This is a genomic window from Loktanella sp. M215, assembly GCF_021735925.1.
Taxonomy (GTDB): Bacteria; Pseudomonadota; Alphaproteobacteria; order Rhodobacterales; family Rhodobacteraceae; genus Loktanella.
The window spans coordinates 2,720,888-2,740,863 of record NZ_WMEA01000001.1; the positions used below are offsets into that span (position 1 = coordinate 2,720,888).

21 protein-coding genes are annotated in these 19,976 nt (G+C 67.1%); 15 read left to right on the top strand and 6 right to left on the bottom strand.

Annotation, left to right across the window (positions count from 1 at the left end):
- Positions 1-26 precede the first annotated feature (26 nt).
- From GLR48_RS13315 to moaA, 3 genes are read right to left on the bottom strand one after another with little or no spacing between them, the layout of a single operon-like run.
- Positions 27-1,076: a glycosyltransferase family 4 protein gene (locus tag GLR48_RS13315; protein ID WP_237062170.1), complete on the bottom strand. Its 1,050-nt coding sequence runs from the start codon at positions 1,074-1,076 to the stop codon at positions 27-29.
- Positions 1,073-2,347, bottom strand: a complete 1,275-nt coding sequence (locus GLR48_RS13320) for a 3-deoxy-D-manno-octulosonic acid transferase (protein WP_237062171.1) — start codon at positions 2,345-2,347, stop codon at positions 1,073-1,075. The genes GLR48_RS13315 and GLR48_RS13320 overlap by 4 nt, the downstream gene beginning before the upstream one ends.
- Before the next feature lies 1 nt (position 2,348).
- Positions 2,349-3,353 (bottom strand): GTP 3',8-cyclase MoaA, encoded by a 1,005-nt coding sequence (gene moaA / locus GLR48_RS13325; protein WP_237062173.1) that lies wholly within the window; start codon positions 3,351-3,353, stop codon positions 2,349-2,351.
- Positions 3,354-3,438: 85 nt separating this feature from the next.
- Between moaA and GLR48_RS13330 the strand changes: the two genes are divergently transcribed.
- Positions 3,439-3,918, top strand: coding sequence for a D-galactarate dehydratase (locus tag GLR48_RS13330; protein WP_237062175.1), 480 nt, complete (start codon positions 3,439-3,441; stop codon positions 3,916-3,918).
- A gap of 224 nt (positions 3,919-4,142) precedes the next feature.
- Here the strand turns inward: GLR48_RS13330 and glmS are convergent, their stop codons facing one another.
- Positions 4,143-5,966: a glutamine--fructose-6-phosphate transaminase (isomerizing) gene (gene glmS, locus GLR48_RS13335; RefSeq protein WP_237062177.1), complete on the bottom strand. Its 1,824-nt coding sequence runs from the start codon at positions 5,964-5,966 to the stop codon at positions 4,143-4,145.
- A 4-nt stretch (positions 5,967-5,970) separates the two neighbouring features.
- Entirely contained in the window at positions 5,971-7,320 is a 1,350-nt protein-coding gene (glmU, locus tag GLR48_RS13340) for a bifunctional UDP-N-acetylglucosamine diphosphorylase/glucosamine-1-phosphate N-acetyltransferase GlmU (RefSeq protein WP_237062178.1), read from the bottom strand.
- Positions 7,321-7,449: 129 nt separating this feature from the next.
- On the opposite strand from glmU, the gene GLR48_RS13345 reads away from it, so the two are divergent.
- The 3 genes from GLR48_RS13345 to GLR48_RS13355 are packed head-to-tail and all read left to right on the top strand — an operon-like array spanning position 7,450 to position 9,891.
- Complete coding sequence (locus GLR48_RS13345) at positions 7,450-8,112, top strand: HAD-IA family hydrolase (protein ID WP_237062179.1); 663 nt, start codon at positions 7,450-7,452, stop codon at positions 8,110-8,112.
- Between the two features lie 40 nt (positions 8,113-8,152).
- Positions 8,153-9,358 (top strand): DegT/DnrJ/EryC1/StrS family aminotransferase, encoded by a 1,206-nt coding sequence (locus tag GLR48_RS13350; RefSeq protein WP_237064548.1) that lies wholly within the window; start codon positions 8,153-8,155, stop codon positions 9,356-9,358.
- A complete protein-coding gene (locus GLR48_RS13355) occupies positions 9,355-9,891 on the top strand; it encodes a hypothetical protein (RefSeq protein ID WP_237062180.1) in 537 nt (178 codons plus the stop codon). The genes GLR48_RS13350 and GLR48_RS13355 overlap by 4 nt, the downstream gene beginning before the upstream one ends.
- Positions 9,892-10,015: 124 nt before the next feature.
- Here GLR48_RS13355 and GLR48_RS13360 read toward each other — a convergent pair whose 3' ends face one another.
- Positions 10,016-10,492 (bottom strand): CreA family protein, encoded by a 477-nt coding sequence (locus GLR48_RS13360; protein ID WP_237062181.1) that lies wholly within the window; start codon positions 10,490-10,492, stop codon positions 10,016-10,018.
- A 102-nt stretch (positions 10,493-10,594) separates the two neighbouring features.
- On the opposite strand from GLR48_RS13360, the gene GLR48_RS13365 reads away from it, so the two are divergent.
- From GLR48_RS13365 to GLR48_RS13415, 11 genes are all read left to right on the top strand, one after another.
- Positions 10,595-11,758: an isovaleryl-CoA dehydrogenase gene (locus GLR48_RS13365; RefSeq protein ID WP_237062182.1), complete on the top strand. Its 1,164-nt coding sequence runs from the start codon at positions 10,595-10,597 to the stop codon at positions 11,756-11,758.
- Between the two features lie 11 nt (positions 11,759-11,769).
- Positions 11,770-12,303: a hypothetical protein gene (locus GLR48_RS13370; protein ID WP_237062183.1), complete on the top strand. Its 534-nt coding sequence runs from the start codon at positions 11,770-11,772 to the stop codon at positions 12,301-12,303.
- Entirely contained in the window at positions 12,300-12,584 is a 285-nt protein-coding gene (locus tag GLR48_RS13375; RefSeq protein ID WP_237062184.1) for a hypothetical protein, read from the top strand. Before GLR48_RS13370 ends, GLR48_RS13375 begins: the two co-directional genes overlap by 4 nt.
- 11 nt (positions 12,585-12,595) lie before the next feature.
- The gene (locus tag GLR48_RS13380) at positions 12,596-13,102 is read left to right on the top strand and encodes a lysozyme inhibitor LprI family protein (protein ID WP_237062185.1); all 507 of its coding nucleotides are present in this window, start codon (positions 12,596-12,598) and stop codon (positions 13,100-13,102) included.
- Entirely contained in the window at positions 13,099-14,658 is a 1,560-nt protein-coding gene (locus GLR48_RS13385) for a carboxyl transferase domain-containing protein (RefSeq protein ID WP_272911409.1), read from the top strand. The genes GLR48_RS13380 and GLR48_RS13385 overlap by 4 nt, the downstream gene beginning before the upstream one ends.
- A 74-nt stretch (positions 14,659-14,732) precedes the next feature.
- The gene (locus GLR48_RS13390) at positions 14,733-16,658 is read left to right on the top strand and encodes an acetyl/propionyl/methylcrotonyl-CoA carboxylase subunit alpha (RefSeq protein ID WP_237062186.1); all 1,926 of its coding nucleotides are present in this window, start codon (positions 14,733-14,735) and stop codon (positions 16,656-16,658) included.
- A gap of 219 nt (positions 16,659-16,877) precedes the next feature.
- Positions 16,878-17,243, top strand: coding sequence for an NADH-quinone oxidoreductase subunit A (locus tag GLR48_RS13395; protein WP_237062187.1), 366 nt, complete (start codon positions 16,878-16,880; stop codon positions 17,241-17,243).
- On the top strand, positions 17,243-17,764 hold the full coding sequence (locus GLR48_RS13400; protein WP_237064550.1) for a NuoB/complex I 20 kDa subunit family protein: 522 nt from the start codon (positions 17,243-17,245) through the stop codon (positions 17,762-17,764). Before GLR48_RS13395 ends, GLR48_RS13400 begins: the two co-directional genes overlap by 1 nt.
- 9 nt (positions 17,765-17,773) lie before the next feature.
- Positions 17,774-18,385, top strand: coding sequence for an NADH-quinone oxidoreductase subunit C (locus GLR48_RS13405; RefSeq protein ID WP_237062188.1), 612 nt, complete (start codon positions 17,774-17,776; stop codon positions 18,383-18,385).
- A complete protein-coding gene (locus GLR48_RS13410; protein ID WP_237062189.1) occupies positions 18,382-19,620 on the top strand; it encodes an NADH-quinone oxidoreductase subunit D in 1,239 nt (412 codons plus the stop codon). The genes GLR48_RS13405 and GLR48_RS13410 overlap by 4 nt, the downstream gene beginning before the upstream one ends.
- Positions 19,617-19,958, top strand: a complete 342-nt coding sequence (locus GLR48_RS13415; protein WP_237062190.1) for a hypothetical protein — start codon at positions 19,617-19,619, stop codon at positions 19,956-19,958. Before GLR48_RS13410 ends, GLR48_RS13415 begins: the two co-directional genes overlap by 4 nt.
- Positions 19,959-19,976 lie beyond the last annotated feature (18 nt).

The window sequence follows — 19,976 nt, forward strand, 5'->3', positions numbered from 1 at the left end:
TCCGGGGGCGGAAGCCCCCGGCGCGCTCAGGCGGAGGGTCCGAGAAGGGCGCGGTAGATCGCGATAAGGGCTGCGGCCTCGTCGGCGATCCGAAAACCGTTGACGGCGCGGGGGCGGCAGGCGGCGGCCCAGCGGGACAGGCGTGCGGGGTCCGACAGGGCGGTGCGGATCGCCTGTTGCAGGGCGGCGGGGTCGTCGGTGGGGATCAGCAGGCCCGTCACGTCCTGGGCCACGATTTCCGCAAAGGCGCCGGTATCGGTGGCGATGCTGGGCACGCCGCAGGACGCAGCTTCCAGCGGGGTGAGGCCGAAGCCTTCGTTGCGCTGGGGGGCGATGTAGAGGTCGATGGCCTGAAACCAGGGGGCGATGGTCCAGCCGGGGTCTTCGGGCAGGATGTGGATGCGGTCCGCCACGGGCGAGGCCGCGGCGCGGGTCCGCAGGTCTGCGGCGTAGTCCATGAAGGCCTCGGTCACGCCGCCCATCATCACCGCGTGGACATCCGGAAAGTCGGGCAGCACCGCGATCATCGCGTCGATGAACAGGTCGTTGCCCTTGGACGGTCTGACGCGGCCGAAGCAGCCCAGCAGCACCTTGTCGTGGGGCAGGCCCAACTGCTGGCGCAGCGCGGCGCGGGCGGGCGCTGGCGCGAAATGGTCGGTGTCGATGCCGTGGTGAATGACTTGCGCGGGGGCGTCAAGGAAGGCGGCGGAGCGGGCGGAGGTCGCGACGACCTTGTCCATCCGGCGGATCAGTCCCTTCGTCCAGGCCGAGTGCTGCCGCTGTGCGGCAGAGGTGAACATCAGTTTGAGCGGTTGGCGCAGGATGTGTTTCAGGGCGAGGCCGGCCAGCATCTCGTTGTTGCGGCGGGCATGCCAGACGCGGAGGCGGCGGGGCATCGTGAGAAGATCGCGCAGGCGGATCTGCGGGATTTCGGGCGGCAGTTTCGGGCCGACCGACGCGATGGCGATCTGGCGGGCCTGCAGCGGCACGAGGCGCAGGACGGTCGAGGTCACGCCGGAGTAGCGCTTTTTCAGGTTCGGCGCGATGACCGTGACGGTGGCGGGATCTAGGGTCATGGTGTGGCCTTTGCGGGCATCAGGGCGTTCAGGTCCGCGACCGTGCGGGCGATATCGTCGCCTTGTCGGGCCGTCACGGCAGCGGCGCGTGCGCCCATGGCGCGGGCGGCGGCGGGGGTGGCGAGCAGGTCTTGCAGGGCGGGGAGCAACGTGTCGGCGGTCAAGTCCGTGCGGGCCGCGTCCGCGTCGGTCAGCGTTTGCCAGTCCTGTGCGCAGTTCGTCAGATGCGATCCGGTCAGCAGGGCGCAGCCGAGGGCCGCACCCTCCCACGGGTTGTGGCCGCCGTTGGGGGTCAGCGATCCGCCGACGAAGGCGAGGGGGGCTTTGCGGTACCACAGCCCCATCTCGCCCAGCGTGTCGGCGAGGTAGACCTGTGCGGTGGGCGCCTCGCCCGCGCTGCGGCGGGTCAGGGTCAGGCCCGTGGCCATCTGCGCGATGCGGTCGCCGCGTTCGGGGTGGCGGGGGGCGAGGATCAGACACAGGTCGGGGTGCGATTTAAGCAATTGCCGGTGGGCGGCGAGGAGCAGGTCCTCCTCGCCCGGGTGGGTGGCGGCGGCGAGCCAGCGGGGGCGGTCGGTCAGTGCCGCGGTGATCTGTGCCAGGGCCGCGGGGGCGGCGTCCGGTGGCGGGGCGGCGGCCTTGAGGTTGCCCCCCGTGCGGATGCGGTCTGGGGCCACGCCGAGGGCGCGCAGGCCCGCAGCGGTCGCCTCGGTCTGGGTGACGATCAGGGCGAGGCGGCGCAGAATGTAGGCCGCAGAAGGACCGAGGCTTTGCCAGCGCGCGAGCGCCCGGGCCGAGAGGCGGGCGTTCAGCAGGACGACTGGACAGGGGGCGGTCTGGATCATCTGCGGCCAGAGTTCCGATTCCATCAGGACCAGCAGGTCCGGCTGCCAGTGCGCGTGAAAGCGGCGCAGGGCGCGCTTGCTGTCGAGGGGGGCGAACTGGTGGAGGGCACCGGCGGGCAGGCGCTTGGCCATGATCTCGGCGCTGGAGGCGGTGCCGGAGGTCACGAGGATGCGCGGCGGATCCTCCTGCGCGCGCAGGGCGGTGATAAGGGGCAGGGCGGAGAGCGTCTCGCCCACGGAGGCGCCGTGGATCCAGATGAGCCGGCCCGCGGGACGCGGCAGCGTGGCGTGGCCCAGCCGTTCGCGGGCGCGGGCGGGGCTGGTGCCGTGGGCGACCAGGCGATCACGGATGCGGCGGAACAGCAGCGGTGCCGCGAGGTTCGCCAGCCCCCCGTAGGTACGCAGCAGCAGGGGCGGGCGGGTCATGTCAGCCGCCGGTGTGGCTCATGTGGCGCGAGACCTGACCGTCGACCGCCTGACGGGAATAGTCGAAATCGTGGCCCTTGGGTTTCAGCGCAATGGCGGCGCGGATCGCGTCATCAAGGATGGCGTCGGATTCGGAGGACCGCAGGGGCGCGCGCAGGTCGGAGTGTCCTTCCTGGCCGAGGCAGGTGTAGATCTCTCCGGTGCAGGTGATGCGGACGCGGTTGCAGGATTCGCAGAAGTTGTGGGACAGCGGCGTGATGAAGCCGATCTTTTGCCCCGTCTCGTTGATGCGGACGTAGCGGGCGGGGCCGCCGGTCGATTCGGGCAGGTCGGTGAGGGTGTAGCGGGTGGAGAGCTGTGCGCGCAGGTCCTTCAGCGACCAGTACTGGCCGATGCGGTCCTCGTTGCCGATGTCGCCCATCGGCATGACCTCGATGAAGGTCATGTCGATGTCGCGGGAGGCGGCCCACTGGGTCATGGTGAAGAGTTCGTCTTCGTTGAAGTCTTTCAGCGCGACGGCGTTGATCTTGACCCGCAGGCCCGCGGCTTGGGCGGCGTCGATGCCGCGCAGCACTTGCGGTAAGCGCCCCCAGCGGGTGACGCGGGCAAATTTCGCCTCGTCAAGCGTGTCGAGGCTGACGTTCACCCGGCGGACACCGGCCGCATAGAGATCGCCCGCGAAGCGTTCGAGCTGGCTGCCGTTGGTGGTCAGGGTCAGTTCCTTGAGCGCACCGGAGTCCAGATGGCGCGACATGGCGCGGAAGAAGGTCATGATCTCGCGCCGGACCAGCGGCTCGCCGCCGGTGATCCGCAGCTTTTCGACGCCGAGGCGCACGAAGGCAGAGCACATGCGGTCGAGTTCCTCGAGCGTCAGCAGGTCCTTCTTGGGCAGGAAGGTCATGTTCTCGGACATGCAGTAGACGCAGCGGAAATCGCAGCGGTCCGTGACGGAGACACGCAGGTAGCGGATGGCGCGGGCGAACGGGTCGATCAATGGAGCATTCATGGGCTGAACCTAGGCCCCGGCGGGGGTGTGCGCAAGGCGCAGGCGGGGACTTGTCAGCTTTGTGCGGTGGACCTACGACTGGGGCATGAAAATCCTTTTGCTGATCCCCGCCTTCGCCCTGACCGCATGTGGCAACATGATGCAGCCGGTGTCCGCCACCACGCCAGCGACCGCAGGCGCCGTTGCGGCGGCGCCCGTCGCGACGTTGAACCCGTCGCCACCGCCGCGCCCGCCAGCGGCCGCCCGCACCGTGGCGCAGTTCGACACCACAACCGCGGCTGACAAGGCCGCAGCACTGGATGTGAAGGTGGATACGCCGGCCGCCACTTTGGGCACGACGCTGGCGACGCTGGGGCCGCCGGCAGAGCCGGGGATCTGGCTGAAGACGCCGCTGGTCAAGGCGCTGACGCCGGGACGCGTGACTTATAAGGGCAAGGATGCCAACGTGGAACTGCGCCCCTCTGGCGGGGCGGCGGGATCGGGCAGCCAGATGTCGCTGGCGGCGATGCGGTTGCTGGATATTCCGCTGACCGAGATCGCCGAAGTGAGCGTAGCGGCGCAGTGATGGGGGTGGCGGGCTCCGCCCGCCCACCCCTTTCGGGGCGCTGCCCCGGACCCCGAAGTATTTGAGACCAGAAGAAGCCTATCCTCGCATGTCGAGGATCCCTGGTATTTAGACCGGTTGGCGGCGGAGTTCGTTCCATCTTCTTCTGGTCGAAAATACTTCGGGGGTCCGGGGGCAGCGCCCCCGGTGGATCGGATCGGCGCAGCCGATCCGACACCATGGAGTCACTCCACCGTGACGGATTTTGCAAGGTTGCGCGGCTGGTCCACGTCGGTGCCTTTGGCGATCGCCGTGTGATAGGCCAGCAGCTGGGCCGGGATGGCGTAGAGGATGGGCGCGAGGAAGGCCGGCACGTCGGGCAGGATCAGGGTCTTCCACACGCCGTCGGACGCGGTGCGCGCACCCTGGGCGTCGGTGATCAAGAGCACCTTGCCGCCGCGGGCCATGACCTCTTGCATGTTCGACACGGTCTTGTCGAAAAGCGCATCCGTCGGCGCCATGACAATCACCGGCACGGCGGGATCGACGAGGGCGATGGGGCCGTGCTTGAGTTCGCCTGATGCGTAAGCTTCGGCGTGGATGTAGCTGATTTCCTTAAGCTTCAGCGCACCTTCGAGGGCCAGGGGATACATCGCGCCGCGGCCGAGGAAGAGGATATCGCGGGCCTCTGACAGCTCTTGTGCCAGATCGCGCGTTGCCGTTTCGATGTTCAGGGCGGCGTTCATGATGCCCGGCAGGTGGCGCAGCTGGGCCAGATGATCCGAGAGGGTGGCCTCGTCCATCTCGCCCCGGTCGCGGGCGGCCTTGAGGACCAGCAGCGCCAGCGTGGTCAACTGGCAGGTAAAGGCCTTCGTTGAGGCGACGCCGACCTCGACGCCCGCAAGGATCGGCAGGGCCAGATCGCTTTCCCGGGCGATGGAGGATTCGGCCACGTTCACGACCGAGAGGATGCGGTCCGCCTTGCCTGCCATGTAGCGCAGGGCAGCGAGGGTGTCGGCCGTCTCTCCCGATTGGCTGACGAAGAGGGCCACGGTGCCGGGGGTCACGGGCGGTTCACGGTAGCGGAATTCCGAGGCCACGTCGATTTCGACCGGCAGGCGGGCGACCTGTTCGAACCAGTATTTCGCCACCATGCAGGCATAGAACGCCGTGCCGCAGGCGACCAGCGTCAGGCGCTGGATCTGGGCGAAGTCGATGCCCGGCTCTGGCAGCGTCACCGCGGTCCCTGCGGCGTTGATGTAATGGGCCAGCGCGCCTTGCAGGACGGTGGGCTGTTCGGCGATTTCCTTGGCCATGAAGTGCTTGTAGCCGGCCTTGTCCACGGCGGCGGAGCCGGTGGCGATGGTCTTGCGCGGGCGGTGCACCTGTTCGCCTGCGGCGTTGCGGATCTCGACCGTCTGACGAGTGACGACGGCCCAGTCGCCTTCGTCCAGATAGGTGATCGTGTCGGTCATCGGGGCGAGGGCGATGGCGTCGGAGCCGACGTAATTCTCGCCCTTGCCATGACCGATGGCCAGCGGGCTGCCTTTGCGGGCGGCGATCAGCAGGTCGGGTTCCGCATCGAAGAGGAAGCACAACGCGTAGGCGCCCTGCAGTTGCGCGATGGTGGCCGCTGCGGCGTCGCGCGGGGATTTGCCCTGACCGAGGTGGTATTGCGCCAGAAGCGCCACCGTTTCGGTATCCGTGTCGGTCTGGTAGGCGATGCCGTTGTCGGCCAGAAAGCGGCGGAGTTCGCGGAAGTTTTCGATGATGCCGTTGTGCACGACGGCGACGCCCGCCGCGCGGTGCGGGTGGGCGTTGTTGACCGAGGGTGCGCCGTGGGTGGCCCAGCGGGTGTGGCCGATGCCGGCCTTGCCGGGCAGGGGGTCGTGGACCAGCAGGTCCTGCAGGTTCACCAGCTTGCCGATGGCGCGCCTGCGGTCGAGGCGCATGTCGTTGATCGTGGCGATGCCCGCGGAATCGTAGCCGCGGTATTCGAGGCGCTTCAACGCATCGACAAGGATCGGGGCTGCTTCATGGGAGGAGAGGATTCCGACGATACCGCACATGGGATCAGGCTTTCTGCTTGGCGGCCTTGAAGGCCTTGAGTTTGTCCATCAGGCGTGTCGCGAGGCCCGCCTTGTTGACCTGCGGCGCGCGCCCCAAGGCCAGATCGCCCGGGGGCACGTCCCGGGTGATGACCGAGCCTGAGCCGGTCATCGCCCCGGCGCCCACGGTCACGGGTGCGACAAGCATGGTGGAGGAGCCGATGAAAGCGCCTGCGCCGATTTCCGTGTGGTGCTTGAAGTAACCGTCGTAGTTGCAGGTGACGGTGCCTGCGCCGATGTTGGCGCCCGCACCCACGGTGGCGTCGCCGATGTAGGTCAGGTGGCTGACCTTGGCGCCGGTGTCGATCAGCGCGCTCTTGATCTCGACGAAGTTGCCGACCTTCGCGTTTTCGGCCAGTTCGGCGCCGGGGCGCAGGCGGGCGTAGGGGCCCACGACGGCACCGCGGCTGACGTGGCAGCCTTCGAGGTGGGAAAAGGCGCGGATCGTGGCGCCCGATTCGACGGTCACGCCGGGGGCGAAGACGACGTAGGGCTCGATCATTGCATCGGCGCCGATATAAGTGTCGTGGGCAAAGATCACCGTGTCGGGGGCGGGCATGGTGACGCCGTCCGCGAGGGCGGTGGCCCGGGCGGTGCGCTGGTATTGCTGTTCTGCGGCGGCCAGTTCGGCGCGGGAATTGATGCCGAGGGTTTCGGATTCGTCACAGGTCACGACACCGGCCGAGAGGTCGCGCGCGCGGGCGAGGCTCACGATGTCCGTGAGGTAGTATTCGCCCGCCGCGTTGTCGTTGCCGACCGCGTCGATCAGGGAAAACAGCGTGTCCGCGTCGGCGCAGATCACGCCGGAGTTGCACAGGTCGATGGCGCGGGTGGCCTCGTCCGCGTCCTTGTATTCGACGATGGTGGCGAGGCTGTCACCCTCCATCACCAGACGTCCATAGCGGCCGGGATCAGCGGCGCGGAAGCCGAGTACGACGACGTCGTGGGTGCGGCGGGCGTCCAGCATCCGTTCCAGCGTGTCGGGCGTGATGAAGGGGGTGTCGCCGTAAAGCACGACGGCGTCGCCGGTGAAACCGTCAAGCGCGGGGCGGGCCTGTGCGACGGCGTGGGCGGTGCCCAGTTGTTCGGTCTGGCGGACGCATGCGATACGGTCATCGAAGGCCGTGGCGGCCTTTTCCACCAGATCGCCACCGTGGCCGGTGACGACGACGGTGCGTGCGGGGTCGAGCGCGCCGCCCGCCTGCAGGGCGTGGATCAGCAGCGGTGCGCCGGCGAGGGGGTGCAGGACCTTGGGCAGGTCCGAGTTCATGCGTGTGCCCTTGCCTGCTGCAAGAACGATCAAAGCTGTTGTCATGTGCCGCGCGTGCCCCATTTGTCGTTTGGCCGGGTTGTATCCGTTCCTGACCCGCTTACAAGGCGGGGCTGTGTCACGAAGGTTTACCATTCGTAACAGTGGACCTGTCGCGACCAAGGGGAAAGATGCATGCGCACGGTAGTATTCGATCTGGACGGCACGCTGGCGGACACCAGCGGCGATCTGATCGCGGCGGCGAACGCCTGTTTCCGCGATCTGGGGCTGGCCGATCAGCTGGATCCGGCGCGGGATCAGAAGACGGCGGTGCGTGGCGCGAAGGCCATGTTGCGGCTGGGACTGGAGCGGGCGGGGCGGCTGGACGAGGATCTGGTGGATGCGCAGTATCAGCCTTTGCTGGATCACTACGCCCGGGCGATCAGCACGCATACCTATCTGTATGACGGCGCGATGGAGGCGATCGCGGCGCTGACCGAGGCAGGGTACCGCGTGGCGATCTGCACCAACAAGCCCGAGGCGCTGGCGGTGCAACTGCTGACGGCACTGGGCGTGATGGACCGGTTCCATGCGATGCTGGGGGCGGACAGCTTGCCCGTGCGCAAGCCCGACCCCGAACATCTGTTCGAGACGGTGCGTCGGGCGGGGGGCGATCCGGGGATGTGTCTTCTGGTGGGCGACACGGACACGGACCGCAAGACCGCCCATGCGGCGGGGGTGCCGTCGGTGCTGGTGACCTTCGGCCCCGCAGGCGAAGACATGGCGGCGCTGAACCCCGCCGCGCTGTTGGCGCATTACAACGATCTGCCCCGCGTCGTACGCGATCTGATCGGTTAACCTGTTGACGATGCCCGTGCCTGTCGCGACAGTCGGGGGCATGGGAGAGGTCTTTACAGGAAACTTCACGCAGCAGGAACCGCTGCCCGACGCGGCCCTTGCGGCGGCGGAGGCGGTGCTGCGTCATGGGCGTCTGCACCGCTATAACACCGCCGATGGTGAGGTCGCAGAGACGGCCTTGCTGGAGGAGGAGTTCGCGGCCAGCACCGGGGCGGCCTATTGCCTCGCCGTGGCCTCTGGCGGCTATGCGCTGGGCTGCGCGCTGCGCGCCTGCGGGGTAACGCCGGGCGATGCGGTGCTAACCAATGCCTTTACGCTCGCCCCGGTGCCGGGGGCGATTGCGGGGGTGGGGGCGGTGCCGGTGCTGGTCGGCGTGACCGAAGCGCTGGTCATCGATATGGACGATCTGGCCGCCAAGCTGGGGCAGGCGCGGGTGCTGCTTTTGTCCCACATGCGCGGGCATATCTGCGACATGGACCGGCTGATGCAGCTTTGCGACGCCGCGGGGGTCACGGTGATCGAGGATTGCGCCCATACCATGGGGGCCGCGTGGAACGGCAGGCCCACCGGGCGCTGGGGGCGGATGGGGTGTTTTTCGACCCAGACCTACAAGCATATCAATTCGGGCGAGGGCGGCTTGCTGATTTCCGACGACGCAGAGGCAATGGCGCGCGCGGTGCTGCTGTCGGGCAGCTACATGATGTACGGCCGTCACCGGGCGGCCCCGCCAGAGGAGGCCTTCGCGGATTTGCGCTACGAGGTGCCCAATATCTCTGGCCGGATGGACAATCTGCGGGCGGCGATCCTGCGGCCGCAGTTGAAGGGTCTGACGCGGCAGGCGGGGCGCTGGAACGACCGTTACCGCAGGCTGGCGGAGGGGTTGGCGGATCTGCCGGGGGTCAGCGTGCCTGTGCGTCCGGCCGCGGAGCAGTTCGTCGCCTCGTCCTTTCAGTTCCTGCTGCTGGACCAGCCGGCGGAGGTCATTGCCGCCGTCGTCGCGGGCTGTGCAGCACGGGGGGTGGAGCTGAAATGGTTCGGCGCGGCAGAGCCGGTGGGCTTTACCTCGGGCTATGCCTCTTGGCGCTATGCGCCGCAGCACGCGCTGCCCGCGACCGACCGGGTTTTGGCGGGACTGCTGGACATGCGCCTGCCGCTGACATTCTCGCTGGATGATTGCGCCGTGATTGCGCGGATCATCCGTGACGTGGTGACGGACGTGCTGGGCCGCACGCGGGGGGCTGCATGAGGCGGGCGGAGGTCGAAGCCGCCATCGGTGCGGCCCTGGCCGAGATCGGCCAGTCCGTGGTGCCTTATGTGATCGACCGCCAGCCGCGCGGTGACGGCACGCCCCATGTGGAGGGCGATGGGCCGCTTTTCGAGCTGATCGTGGATGACGACGGGATGGAGCGGACCCGCGAGACCATCGACGGGCATGAGTTGCTGTTCCGGATGCTGCGCCGCGAGACGCGCCTGCTGGCGATGGCGGCGGAGCGCGCGACGCGCACGGTGCAGGCGCCGGGTTGGCTGATGCGGGTCCGGCAAAGGTGGCCCGGCGCGCTGGAAGGGCTGATCGGCACTGACGATTATTCCCGCGCCACCTGGATCGACGCCCATATCAGGTTGATGACGCGTCTGCGCAGCGACTGGGGCGCGCGGGTCAAGACCGAGAACGACGCGATGCTGCGCCGCTATCCGCTGACCGCCGCGGAGCGGGAGAACTTTCGCAGGCTGGATCTGGCGGCCTTCGGACTCGCAGGTGGGCGGTCGGAACAGCGGTGAGGGCTGGTGCCGAGGGCGCGGCGGGGCTGCGCGACGGGTCCCGGTGAGACGCGGCCCCGGCGGATCCCTGTGGGTGGGGCCGGACCCTCCGGGGGGAGTATTTTGAAAAAAGCGAGGGGTGGCGTCAGTTTTGCGCCGCGGCCTCTGTCCCGGGGGTGTAGAGCGGGACGGTGCTGATCGACATCTTGGCGGAGCCTTGCGTCAGTTCCGTCGCGTGGGCGAGGTAGATCAGGGTGTTGTTGGCCTCGTCGAAGATGCGCTTGATGCGGATCGACTTCAGAATGATCGACTGACGTTCCTGAAAGACATTCTCGCCTTCGGGGCTGCGGTCGATGTCGCCGATCACGATGGGGCCGGTCTGACGGCAGGCGATGGAGGAATTGGACGGATCCTCGAACCAGTTGCCGTTCGACAGGCGGTCGAAGATCGAGCGGTCGAAATAGGCGAGGTGACAGGTGATGCCCTGCACCTTGGGGTCCTGCACCGCCTCTATCACGATGTCGTTGCCGACCCAGTCGACGCCGACCGAGCCCACCTGTTCGGCCGTGGCGGGAAGGGACAGGAGGGTGAGGGCGGTCGCGATTGCGGTGATGTGTTTCATGAAAACCGATGTAAGCTGGGGGCGGGGGGATGCAAGAGGCTTGACCGCTGGGGCGCCCCTGACTTAGGAATTGAACAAGTGTTCAATAAAGGATGCGGCGCGATGTTCCATGCCTCCATGACCTTTGATCTGGGCGATGACGTGAATGCGTTGCGCGATATGGTGCATGGCTGGGCGCAGGACCGGCTGCGGCCGATGGCTGCGGCGATCGACCGGGACAATGCCTTTCCGCCCGCCCTGTGGCGCGAGCTGGGTGATCTGGGATTGCTGGGGGTGACGGTGCCGGAGGCTTACGGCGGTGCGGGGATGAGCTATCTTGCGCATACGGTCGCGGTGGAGGAGATCGCGCGGGCGAGTGCCTCGGTGTCGTTGTCTTACGGCGCGCATTCGAACCTCTGCGTGAACCAGATCAAGCTGAACGGGACCGAGGCGCAGAAGGCGAAGTATCTGCCGCGGCTGGTCAGCGGCGAACATGTCGGTGCGCTGGCGATGAGCGAGGCGGGGGCGGGATCTGACGTCGTGTCCATGTCGCTGTCGGCCGAGAAGCGTAACGATCATTACCGCCTGTCGGGGACGAAATACTGGATCACCAACGGGCCCGATGCGGATACGCTGGTGGTCTATGCGAAGACCGACAAGGCGGCCGGGTCCAAGGGGATCACGGCGTTCCTGATCGAGCGCGAGATGACAGGGTTCAGCACGAGCGTCCATTTCGACAAGCTGGGGATGCGCGGGTCGAACACGGCGGAGCTGGTGTTCGACGATGTCGAGGTGCCTTTCGAGAACGTGCTGGGCGAGGAGGGGCGCGGCGTACGGGTGCTGATGTCCGGCCTTGATTACGAGCGGGTCGTGCTGGCGGGGATCGGGCTGGGGATCATGGCGGCCTGTCTGGACGAGGTGATGCCGTATCTGGCGCAGCGGAAACAATTCGGGCAGCCCATCGGGTCGTTCCAGCTGATGCAGGGCAAGATTGCCGACATGTACACGGCGATGAACTCGGCCCGGGCCTATGTCTATGAAGTGGCGCGCGCCTGCGACCGGGGGACGGTGACGCGTCAGGATGCGGCGGCGTGCTGTCTTTATGCCAGCGAAGAGGCGATGAAGCAGGCGCATCAGGCGGTGCAGGCGATGGGGGGTGCGGGCTTCATGGCCGACGCGCCGGTGGCTCGCCTGTTCCGCGACGCCAAGCTGATGGAGATCGGGGCGGGCACGTCCGAGATCCGGCGGATGCTGGTGGGGCGCGAGCTGATGGCGGCGATGGGGTGAAGGCGGTGTCCGTGATCCTGCCGCTGCTTGCGCTGGTCGCCATGGTGGCCTGGCTGGTGCTGCGGGACCGCACAGTCACGATGCCGCTGGCGGTGACGGTGTCGCAGGATTGCGTGACGCAGACCATTGATCGCGCCTTGCCCGCTGCCGGTGTCACGGCGGCGGATGCGACGGATGCGCAGATCATCACGGTGTTTGCCACCGCCACCACGTGCCTGACGCGGGACGCAATGTCGGATTGCTTTACCTTTGGGATGACGCCGACGGACGGGTCATGCACCGATCAGGCGCTGGCCCGTCTGACACAGGCCGAGACGGATGCGATGACGGGCTTTGATGCCCTGCCGGAGCGGTTGCGCGGTATCGTTGCCCGGTCCTTTGCGCGGATGGCCGAGGCCGGCGGCACCTGCGGTGGCCGTTTCGATAGATTTGCCGCAGGTCAGGCGTCGTCAGAGGTGCTTTGCGCCGGCTTCGCGACGGCGTCGCGCATTGCCATGCTGCAGGTTGCGGGCCAGATGGCGCAGGCGCGCCGGTGGACGTCATGACGCGGCGCCTGCTGTTTCTGCCGCTGGCGGCACTGATCGTGCTGACGGGATATCTCGGGCTGCGCATGGGGCAGCCGCTGGGCGATACGGAGATCATCGAGCGGGCGGCGGCGCGGTATCTGGCCGAGGCCGGGGAGGGTGCGGTGCGCACCGATTGTGCGGCGACGGCGCATCCGCAGGCGCGGATGATCGTGGTGTGTCATCACGCGGACGGGCGCAGCTTTTCCTACGTCATGGGCGACCGGGGCGAGGTTTTCGAGGCGGCGGGGCCGCAGGCGTGAGGGAATGTGACATGAAGATTGCGGTGCAGATGATTGCAATGACGTGCTTTTTGACGGGTGCGGCGCAGGCACAGGACCTGGTCTATGCGGATGATGCGACGCAGGCCTGCCTGGCGGAGGCAGTGCCTGGGGACCGCGCGGGGTGTGTCGGCGCATCGGCCAATGCCTGCATGACCGACACGCCGGGGGGCGAGACGACGGTGGGCATGGGCGGCTGTCTGGACCGGGAATTGCAGTATTGGGATGGGGCGTTGAATGCTGCTTACGGCGCGCTGATGGATGTTTACAAGGCAAGCGATGCAGAGGCGCAGGTCGGCGGGTGGCACACGCCCGCGCAGGTGCCGGCGTTGAAGGCGATGCAGCGGGCCTGGATCACCTATCGCGATGCGCGCTGCGATTTCGAGCGTGCGAAGTGGGGCGGCGGCACCGGTGGTGGTCCGGCCACACTGCAGTGTCTGACAGAGGTGACGGCAGCGCAGACTTTCCTGTTGCACGATGGACTGGACGGGCTGCAATGACGCGGGACGCGCATCTGGCGGCGCTGGGCCGCGTGGCCGAGGCGGCAGCACTGGCGATGGCGGGCGGCGGAGAGACTGCCCGGGCGCGGCACACCGGTCGTGGCAAGATGCTGCCGCGCGAGAGGGTGGCGAACCTGCTGGATGCAGGCTCGCCCTGGCTGGAGATTGGTGTCACCGCAGGGCACGGGATGTACGACGGTGCGGCCCCCGGTGCAGGCGTCATTGCCGGGATCGGGCGCGTCTGCGGGGTGCAGGTCATGGTGGTGTGCAACGATGCCACCGTGAAGGGCGGCACCTATTACCCGGTCAGCGTCAAGAAACACCTGCGCGCGCAGGAGATTGCGGCGCGGTGCCGGCTGCCTTGCGTCTACCTCGTGGACAGCGGCGGTGCGAACCTGCCCAATCAGGACGAGGTCTTTCCGGACCGCGATCACTTTGGCCGCATCTTTTACAATCAGGCGAACATGTCGGCGGCGGGGATCGCGCAGATCGCGGTGGTGATGGGGTCCTGCACGGCCGGCGGGGCCTATGTGCCGGCGATGGCGGACGTGAGCATCATCGTGCGGGATCAGGGGACGATCTTTCTGGCCGGGCCGCCGCTGGTGAAGGCCGCGACCGGAGAGGTCGTGACGGCCGAGGATCTGGGTGGCGGCGATGTGCATACGCGGCTGTCGGGTGTGGCGGATTATCTGGCCGAGGATGACGCCCATGCGCTGGCGCTGGCGCGGCAGGCGGTGGCGAGCGTCTCTCAGCGGGAAATGAGCGATATCAAGCGGATGGAGAGCGAACCTCCGGCCATTGATCCCGAGACGCTGTTCGATGTGGTGCCCGCGGACCTGCGCACGCCCTATGATATCCGGGAGGTGATCCGGCGGATCGTGGATGGGTCGCGGTTCGATGAGTTCAAGGCGCGGTTCGGGGATACGCTGGTGACGGGCTTTGCCCATATCGACGGCTGGCCCTGCGGGATCGTGGCCAACAATGGCGTGCTGTTTAGCCAAGCTGCCCAGAAGGGTGCGCATTTCGTGGAGCTGTGTTCGCAACGACGGATTCCGCTGGTATTTCTGCAGAACATCACCGGGTTCATGGTGGGCCGGGAATACGAGAACGAGGGCATCGCGCGGCACGGAGCCAAGATGGTGACGGCGGTGGCGACGACAAAGGTGCCCAAGATCACGATGGTCGTGGGCGGCAGTTATGGCGCCGGAAATTATGGCATGGCGGGAAGGGCTTACAGTCCGGACTTCATGTGGACGTGGCCCACGTCGCGGACCGCCGTCATGGGCGGCGAGCAGGCGGCGGGCGTGCTGGCCACGGTCCGGCGCGACGGGCTGGAGCGGCGGGGGATCGCTTGGGCCGAAGAGGAAGAGACAGCCTTCAAGCAGCCTATTCTGGACCAGTTCGCGGAACAGTCCGACCCGCTTTATGCCTCTGCCCGGCTGTGGGACGACGGCGTGATCGACCCGCGGCAGAGCCGCGCGGTGCTGGCGCTGAGCCTTGCCGCATCCTGCAATACCCCGATCGAGGAGACACGCTTTGGCGTCTTTCGCATGTAGGCCGCTGCGGTGGCGGGCGTCCCACCCGCCCACCCCCGCCCACCACCGCAGCGTCCGGCGGGCGGTGTGCTGCCATGTTTGACCGGGTGCTGATTGCGAACCGGGGCGAGATTGCCTGCCGGATCATGCGAACCTGTCGCGCGATGGGGGTTGGCACGGTGGCCGTCTATTCCGACGCGGACGCCGATGCGTTGCATGTGCGGATGGCGGACCAAGCCGTGCGGCTGGGACCGGCGCCGGTGGCCGAGAGCTACTTGCGCGGCGATCTGATCATCGCGGCGGCGCTGGAGACGGGGTGTGCGGCGATCCATCCGGGCTACGGCTTTCTGTCGGAGAACCCGGATTTCGTGGATGCGGTGACGGCGGCGGGGCTGGTGTTCATCGGACCCTCGGCGCAGGCGATCCGCGCGATGGGGCTGAAGGACGCGGCCAAGGCGCTGATGGCAGATGCGGGCGTGCCGGTGGTGCCGGGCTATCTGGGGGCCGACCAGTCGCCGAAGGTGCTGGCAGAGGAGGCGGGCAAGATCGGCTATCCGGTGCTGATCAAGGCGGTGGCGGGTGGCGGCGGCAAGGGGATGCGGCTGGTCGAGGCCCCGCAGGGTTTTGCCGAGGCGCTGGAGTCGGCCAAGGCCGAGGCGCGGACAGCCTTTGGCAACGCCGACGTGCTGATCGAGAAATATGTGCAGCGGCCCCGGCATATCGAGGTGCAGGTCTTTGGCGACGGCACGGATGCGGTGCATCTGTTCGAGCGGGACTGTTCGCTGCAGCGCCGGCACCAGAAGGTGATCGAGGAGGCACCGGCACCCGGCATGACCGCCGCAGTGCGCGAGGCGATGGGCGATGCGGCGGTGCGGGCGGCGCGGGCCATCGGCTATGCCGGGGCGGGCACGATCGAGTTCATCGTGGACGCGTCGGACGGCCTGCGGGTGGACGGATTCTGGTTCATGGAAATGAACACCCGGTTGCAGGTCGAACACCCTGTCACCGAGGCGATCACGGGCGTCGATCTGGTGGAATGGCAGTTGCGGGTGGCCTTCGGTGAACCCTTGCCGCTGCGACAGGACCAGTTGGCGATCCGGGGCCATGCCATCGAGGCGCGGCTTTATGCGGAGGACGTGCCGGCGGGGTTTCTGCCTGCGACGGGGACGCTTGCGCATCTGGCGTTTCCGCAAGGTGCGCGGATCGACAGCGGGGTGGAGACGGGGAGCGAGATCTCGCCCTGGTACGATCCGATGATCGCCAAGGTCACGGTGCATGGCGCCGACCGGGCCGGGGCACTGGCGGCGATGGGCCGCGTGCTGGCCGAGACGCAGGTCGCGGGGACGGTGACGAACCTGGGGTTCCTGCAGCGGCTGGTGGCGGAGCCTGATTTCCAAGCCGGGCGGATGGATACCGGGCTGATCGGGCGTCAGGCGGGATTGGCGACGCCTGCCGTGGCGGACCCCGCGCGGACGGCGCTTGCGGCGCTGGTGGCGGCGGGCATTGCGGAAGATATGCCATGGCAGGGCTTTGCCTTGTGGGCGCCCCAGAGGCAGCGGGTTGCCCTGATGGAGGGCGAGACGGCGGTCGCCGTGGATATGATGGCGCGGCCCGGCGGCTGGGATGTGGCCGTCGGGGATGTGACGGTGGCACTGCGCCGCGATGCGGGCGGCTGGCGGGCAGATGGCGCGCGGATGCCGCAGGTGCTGCGCCACGGGGCGGCGGTGACGGTGTTCGGGCCGGACCCGCTGCGTTTTGCGATCCCCGATGCGCTGGCGCGCGGCGGGGCCGAGGGTGGCGGCGACGCTGTGCTGGCGCCGATGCCGGGGCTGGTGGCGCAGGTGGCGGTCGCGGTCGGGCAGACGGTGACGGCCGGCGACCGGATGGTCGTGCTGGAGGCCATGAAGATGGAACACGTGTTGCGCGCGCCGCGCGACGGGGTCGTGGCGGAGGTCGCCGTGGCGCAGGGCGATCAGGTGAAGGCCGGCGTGGCGCTGGTGACGCTGGCGGTGGTGGACTGAGGGCGGGGCGCGTCGGGGTGTCTGTGGAGGGGGCGCTGCCCCCGCCGCGCTGCGGCTCCCCCGAAGTATTTCTGACCAGAAGAAGGCCGCAGGTGGGCACGCGACAAAGCGAGGCAGGGCGGGCCTGCGTCGGTTGACCCTGCCGGATGCCAGGTTTAAGTGTGACCGCAGCCGCACCTGCCCGACTGTCGCGGGTGCACCGGGAAAAGGATCACCCCCTTGGAATCGATGCTGAACGAATACCTGCCGATCATGATCTTTCTGGGGCTGGCCATCGCGCTGGGCCTGATCCTGATTCTGGCGGCCGCGCTGATCGCGGTGCGCAATCCGGACCCGGAGAAGGTGTCGGCCTACGAATGCGGGTTCAACGCCTTCGACGACGCCCGGATGAAGTTCGATGTGCGGTTCTACCTCGTGTCGATCCTGTTCATCATCTTCGACCTCGAGGTGGCGTTCCTGTTTCCCTGGGCCGTGGCGTTCAAGGACATCTCGATGACCGGGTTCTGGTCGATGATGGTGTTTCTGGGCGTGCTGACCGCGGGCTTTGCTTATGAGTGGAAGAAGGGAGCCCTCGAATGGGAGTGATGACGGGCACGCAAGTCGGTCCCGACCGCGAGGTCGCGACGCAGGCGCTGAACCGCGAGTTGACGGACAAGGGGTTCCTTGTGACGTCCACCGCCGACATCGTGAACTGGGCCCGCACGGGATCGCTGCACTGGATGACCTTCGGTCTGGCCTGCTGTGCGGTCGAGATGATGCACACCTCGATGCCGCGCTATGACCTGGAACGTTTCGGGACCGCACCGCGCGCGTCGCCGCGCCAGTCGGACCTGATGATCGTGGCAGGCACCTTGACCAACAAGATGGCGCCCGCGCTGCGCAAGGTTTACGACCAGATGCCGGAGCCGCGCTACGTAATCTCGATGGGGTCCTGCGCGAATGGCGGCGGTTATTATCACTACAGCTATTCCGTGGTGCGCGGCTGTGACCGCATCGTGCCGGTCGACGTCTATGTCCCCGGCTGCCCGCCGACGGCAGAGGCGCTGCTGTATGGCATCCTGCAGTTGCAGCGCAAGATCCGCCGCACCGGCACAATCGTCCGCTAGGGGGGCCTTATGTCCGACGCTTTGAACGAACTCGGCCAGCATCTGGAACTGAAGCGGCATGATTGCGTGCTGGGGTGGGAGGTCGCGCATGGCGAGCTGACCGTCACCGTGGCGCTGTCGCAGATCGTTGGATTTGTCGATTTCCTGCGCCACGATCCGGCCTGCCGGTTTTCGTCGCTGGTGGATATCACCGCCGTCGATCATCCGCAGCGGCCCAAGCGGTTCGAGGTCGTCTATCACTTTCTGTCGATGTACCAGAACCAGCGTATCCGGCTGAAGGTCGATGTGCGCGAAGAGGATATGGTGCCGTCGATCATCACCGTGCATCCCAGCGCCAACTGGTTCGAGCGCGAGATCTTCGACATGTTCGGCATCCTGTTTTCGGGTCACCCGGACCTGCGCCGTCTGCTGACCGACTACGGGTTCCGCGGGCATCCGCTGCGGAAGGATTTCCCGACGACCGGCTATACCGAGGTGCGCTATGACGAAGTGCAGAAGCGCGTCGTCTATGAACCCGTGAGCCTGGTGCAGGAATATCGGCAGTTCGATTTCATGAGCCCTTGGGAAGGGGCAGAATACATCCTGCCCGGCGACGACAAGGCCAAGGAGGCCGCGAAATGATGGACGGCGATATCCGCATCAATACCTATGACGACGGGTCCGTCGATGCGCGCACCGGCGAGCAGAAGATCCGCAATTTCAACATCAACTTCGGACCGCAACACCCTGCGGCGCACGGCGTTCTGCGTCTGGTGCTGGAGCTGGACGGCGAGATCGTGGAGCGTTGCGACCCGCATATCGGGTTGCTGCACCGCGGCACCGAAAAGCTGATGGAAAGCCGGACGTACCTGCAGAACCTGCCGTATTTCGACCGGCTGGATTATGTCTCTCCGATGAACCAGGAACACGCCTGGTGTCTGGCGATCGAGCGGCTGACCAAGACGGAAGTACCTCGCCGCGCACAGCTGATCCGCGTGCTCTATTCCGAGATCGGGCGCATCCTGTCGCACCTGCTGAACGTGACGACGCAGGCGATGGACGTGGGCGCGCTGACCCCGCCGCTGTGGGGCTTTGAAGAGCGCGAGAAGCTGATGGTCTTCTACGAGCGGGCGTGCGGTGCGCGTCTGCACGCGGCTTATTTCCGGCCCGGCGGTGTGCATCAGGACCTGCCCGACCAGTTGGTCGAGGATATCGACGCCTGGTGCGATCCGTTCCTTGAGGTGCTGAAGGATATCGACGGGCTGCTGACGGAGAACCGGATCTTCAAGCAGCGGAACGCCGACATCGGCATCGTGACCGAACAGGACATTCAGGACTGGGGCTTTTCGGGCGTCATGGTCCGGGGATCCGGGCTGGCGTGGGATTTGCGCCGGGCGCAACCCTATGAGTGCTATGACGAATTCGAATTCCAAATCCCGGTGGGTAAGAACGGCGACTGCTACGACCGCTACCTTGTCCGCATGGAAGAGATGCGTCAGTCTGTCCACATCATGCGGCAGGCTTGCGCCAAGCTGCGGGTGGAAAAGGGTGACATCATGGCGCGAGGCAAGATGACTCCGCCGACGCGCCACGCGATGAAGACCGACATGGAAAGCCTGATCCACCACTTCAAGCTGTATACCGAAGGGTTCCACGTGCCCGCGGGCGAGGTCTATGCCGCGGTCGAGGCGCCGAAGGGCGAGTTCGGCGTCTATCTGGTCGCCGACGGCACCAATAAGCCATACCGCGCCAAGCTGCGCGCGCCGGGGTATCTGCATTTGCAGGCCATGGACTATATCGCCTCTGGGCACCAACTGGCCGATGTGGCTGCCATTATCGGCACCATGGACGTCGTTTTCGGGGAAATCGACCGATGATCGCACGCATTCTGACCGTGACCGCAGCGCTGACGCTGGCCGCCTGTGCCCCTGCCGGAAACGGGGCCGGCATCAGCCGGTTGGGCAATAATCTGCCCGCGGACCCGATGCCGACGCCGACGCCGCAGCCGGTGCTGCTGACCGCCAAGGAACGTCTTGTCGGTGCGATCGAGGCGAACAACTGCGCGCTGACGCCGGACAACGCGGGTGCCGTCCTGACGCAGGCCACGATCAGCAAGGCCGAGATGGGGCCGCTGATCCAGCAGTTGCAGGCCGAGGGCCGGGTCGAGACGTCGAGCGCGTCGTCGATCCGCGTGCTGAGCGACCGCTGCATCTGAAATCCCTGACGCCATCTG

What these genes read in the sequence shown, in the direction of transcription:
- GLR48_RS13315 (WP_237062170.1), bottom strand. Translation starts at nt 1,076, where the DNA reads ATGACCCTAGATCCCGCCACCGTCACGGTCATCGCGCCGAACCTGAAA.
- GLR48_RS13320 (WP_237062171.1), bottom strand. Translation starts at nt 2,347, where the DNA reads ATGACCCGCCCGCCCCTGCTGCTGCGTACCTACGGGGGGCTGGCGAAC.
- moaA (WP_237062173.1), bottom strand. Translation starts at nt 3,353, where the DNA reads ATGAATGCTCCATTGATCGACCCGTTCGCCCGCGCCATCCGCTACCTG.
- GLR48_RS13330 (WP_237062175.1), top strand. Translation starts at nt 3,439, where the DNA reads ATGAAAATCCTTTTGCTGATCCCCGCCTTCGCCCTGACCGCATGTGGC.
- glmS (WP_237062177.1), bottom strand. Translation starts at nt 5,966, where the DNA reads ATGTGCGGTATCGTCGGAATCCTCTCCTCCCATGAAGCAGCCCCGATC.
- glmU (WP_237062178.1), bottom strand. Translation starts at nt 7,320, where the DNA reads ATGACAACAGCTTTGATCGTTCTTGCAGCAGGCAAGGGCACACGCATG.
- GLR48_RS13345 (WP_237062179.1), top strand. Translation starts at nt 7,450, where the DNA reads ATGCGCACGGTAGTATTCGATCTGGACGGCACGCTGGCGGACACCAGC.
- GLR48_RS13350 (WP_237064548.1), top strand. Translation starts at nt 8,153, where the DNA reads ATGGGAGAGGTCTTTACAGGAAACTTCACGCAGCAGGAACCGCTGCCC.
- GLR48_RS13355 (WP_237062180.1), top strand. Translation starts at nt 9,355, where the DNA reads ATGAGGCGGGCGGAGGTCGAAGCCGCCATCGGTGCGGCCCTGGCCGAG.
- GLR48_RS13360 (WP_237062181.1), bottom strand. Translation starts at nt 10,492, where the DNA reads ATGAAACACATCACCGCAATCGCGACCGCCCTCACCCTCCTGTCCCTT.
- GLR48_RS13365 (WP_237062182.1), top strand. Translation starts at nt 10,595, where the DNA reads ATGTTCCATGCCTCCATGACCTTTGATCTGGGCGATGACGTGAATGCG.
- GLR48_RS13375 (WP_237062184.1), top strand. Translation starts at nt 12,300, where the DNA reads ATGACGCGGCGCCTGCTGTTTCTGCCGCTGGCGGCACTGATCGTGCTG.
- GLR48_RS13380 (WP_237062185.1), top strand. Translation starts at nt 12,596, where the DNA reads ATGAAGATTGCGGTGCAGATGATTGCAATGACGTGCTTTTTGACGGGT.
- GLR48_RS13385 (WP_272911409.1), top strand. Translation starts at nt 13,099, where the DNA reads ATGACGCGGGACGCGCATCTGGCGGCGCTGGGCCGCGTGGCCGAGGCG.
- GLR48_RS13390 (WP_237062186.1), top strand. Translation starts at nt 14,733, where the DNA reads ATGTTTGACCGGGTGCTGATTGCGAACCGGGGCGAGATTGCCTGCCGG.
- GLR48_RS13400 (WP_237064550.1), top strand. Translation starts at nt 17,243, where the DNA reads ATGACGGGCACGCAAGTCGGTCCCGACCGCGAGGTCGCGACGCAGGCG.
- GLR48_RS13405 (WP_237062188.1), top strand. Translation starts at nt 17,774, where the DNA reads ATGTCCGACGCTTTGAACGAACTCGGCCAGCATCTGGAACTGAAGCGG.
- GLR48_RS13410 (WP_237062189.1), top strand. Translation starts at nt 18,382, where the DNA reads ATGATGGACGGCGATATCCGCATCAATACCTATGACGACGGGTCCGTC.
- GLR48_RS13415 (WP_237062190.1), top strand. Translation starts at nt 19,617, where the DNA reads ATGATCGCACGCATTCTGACCGTGACCGCAGCGCTGACGCTGGCCGCC.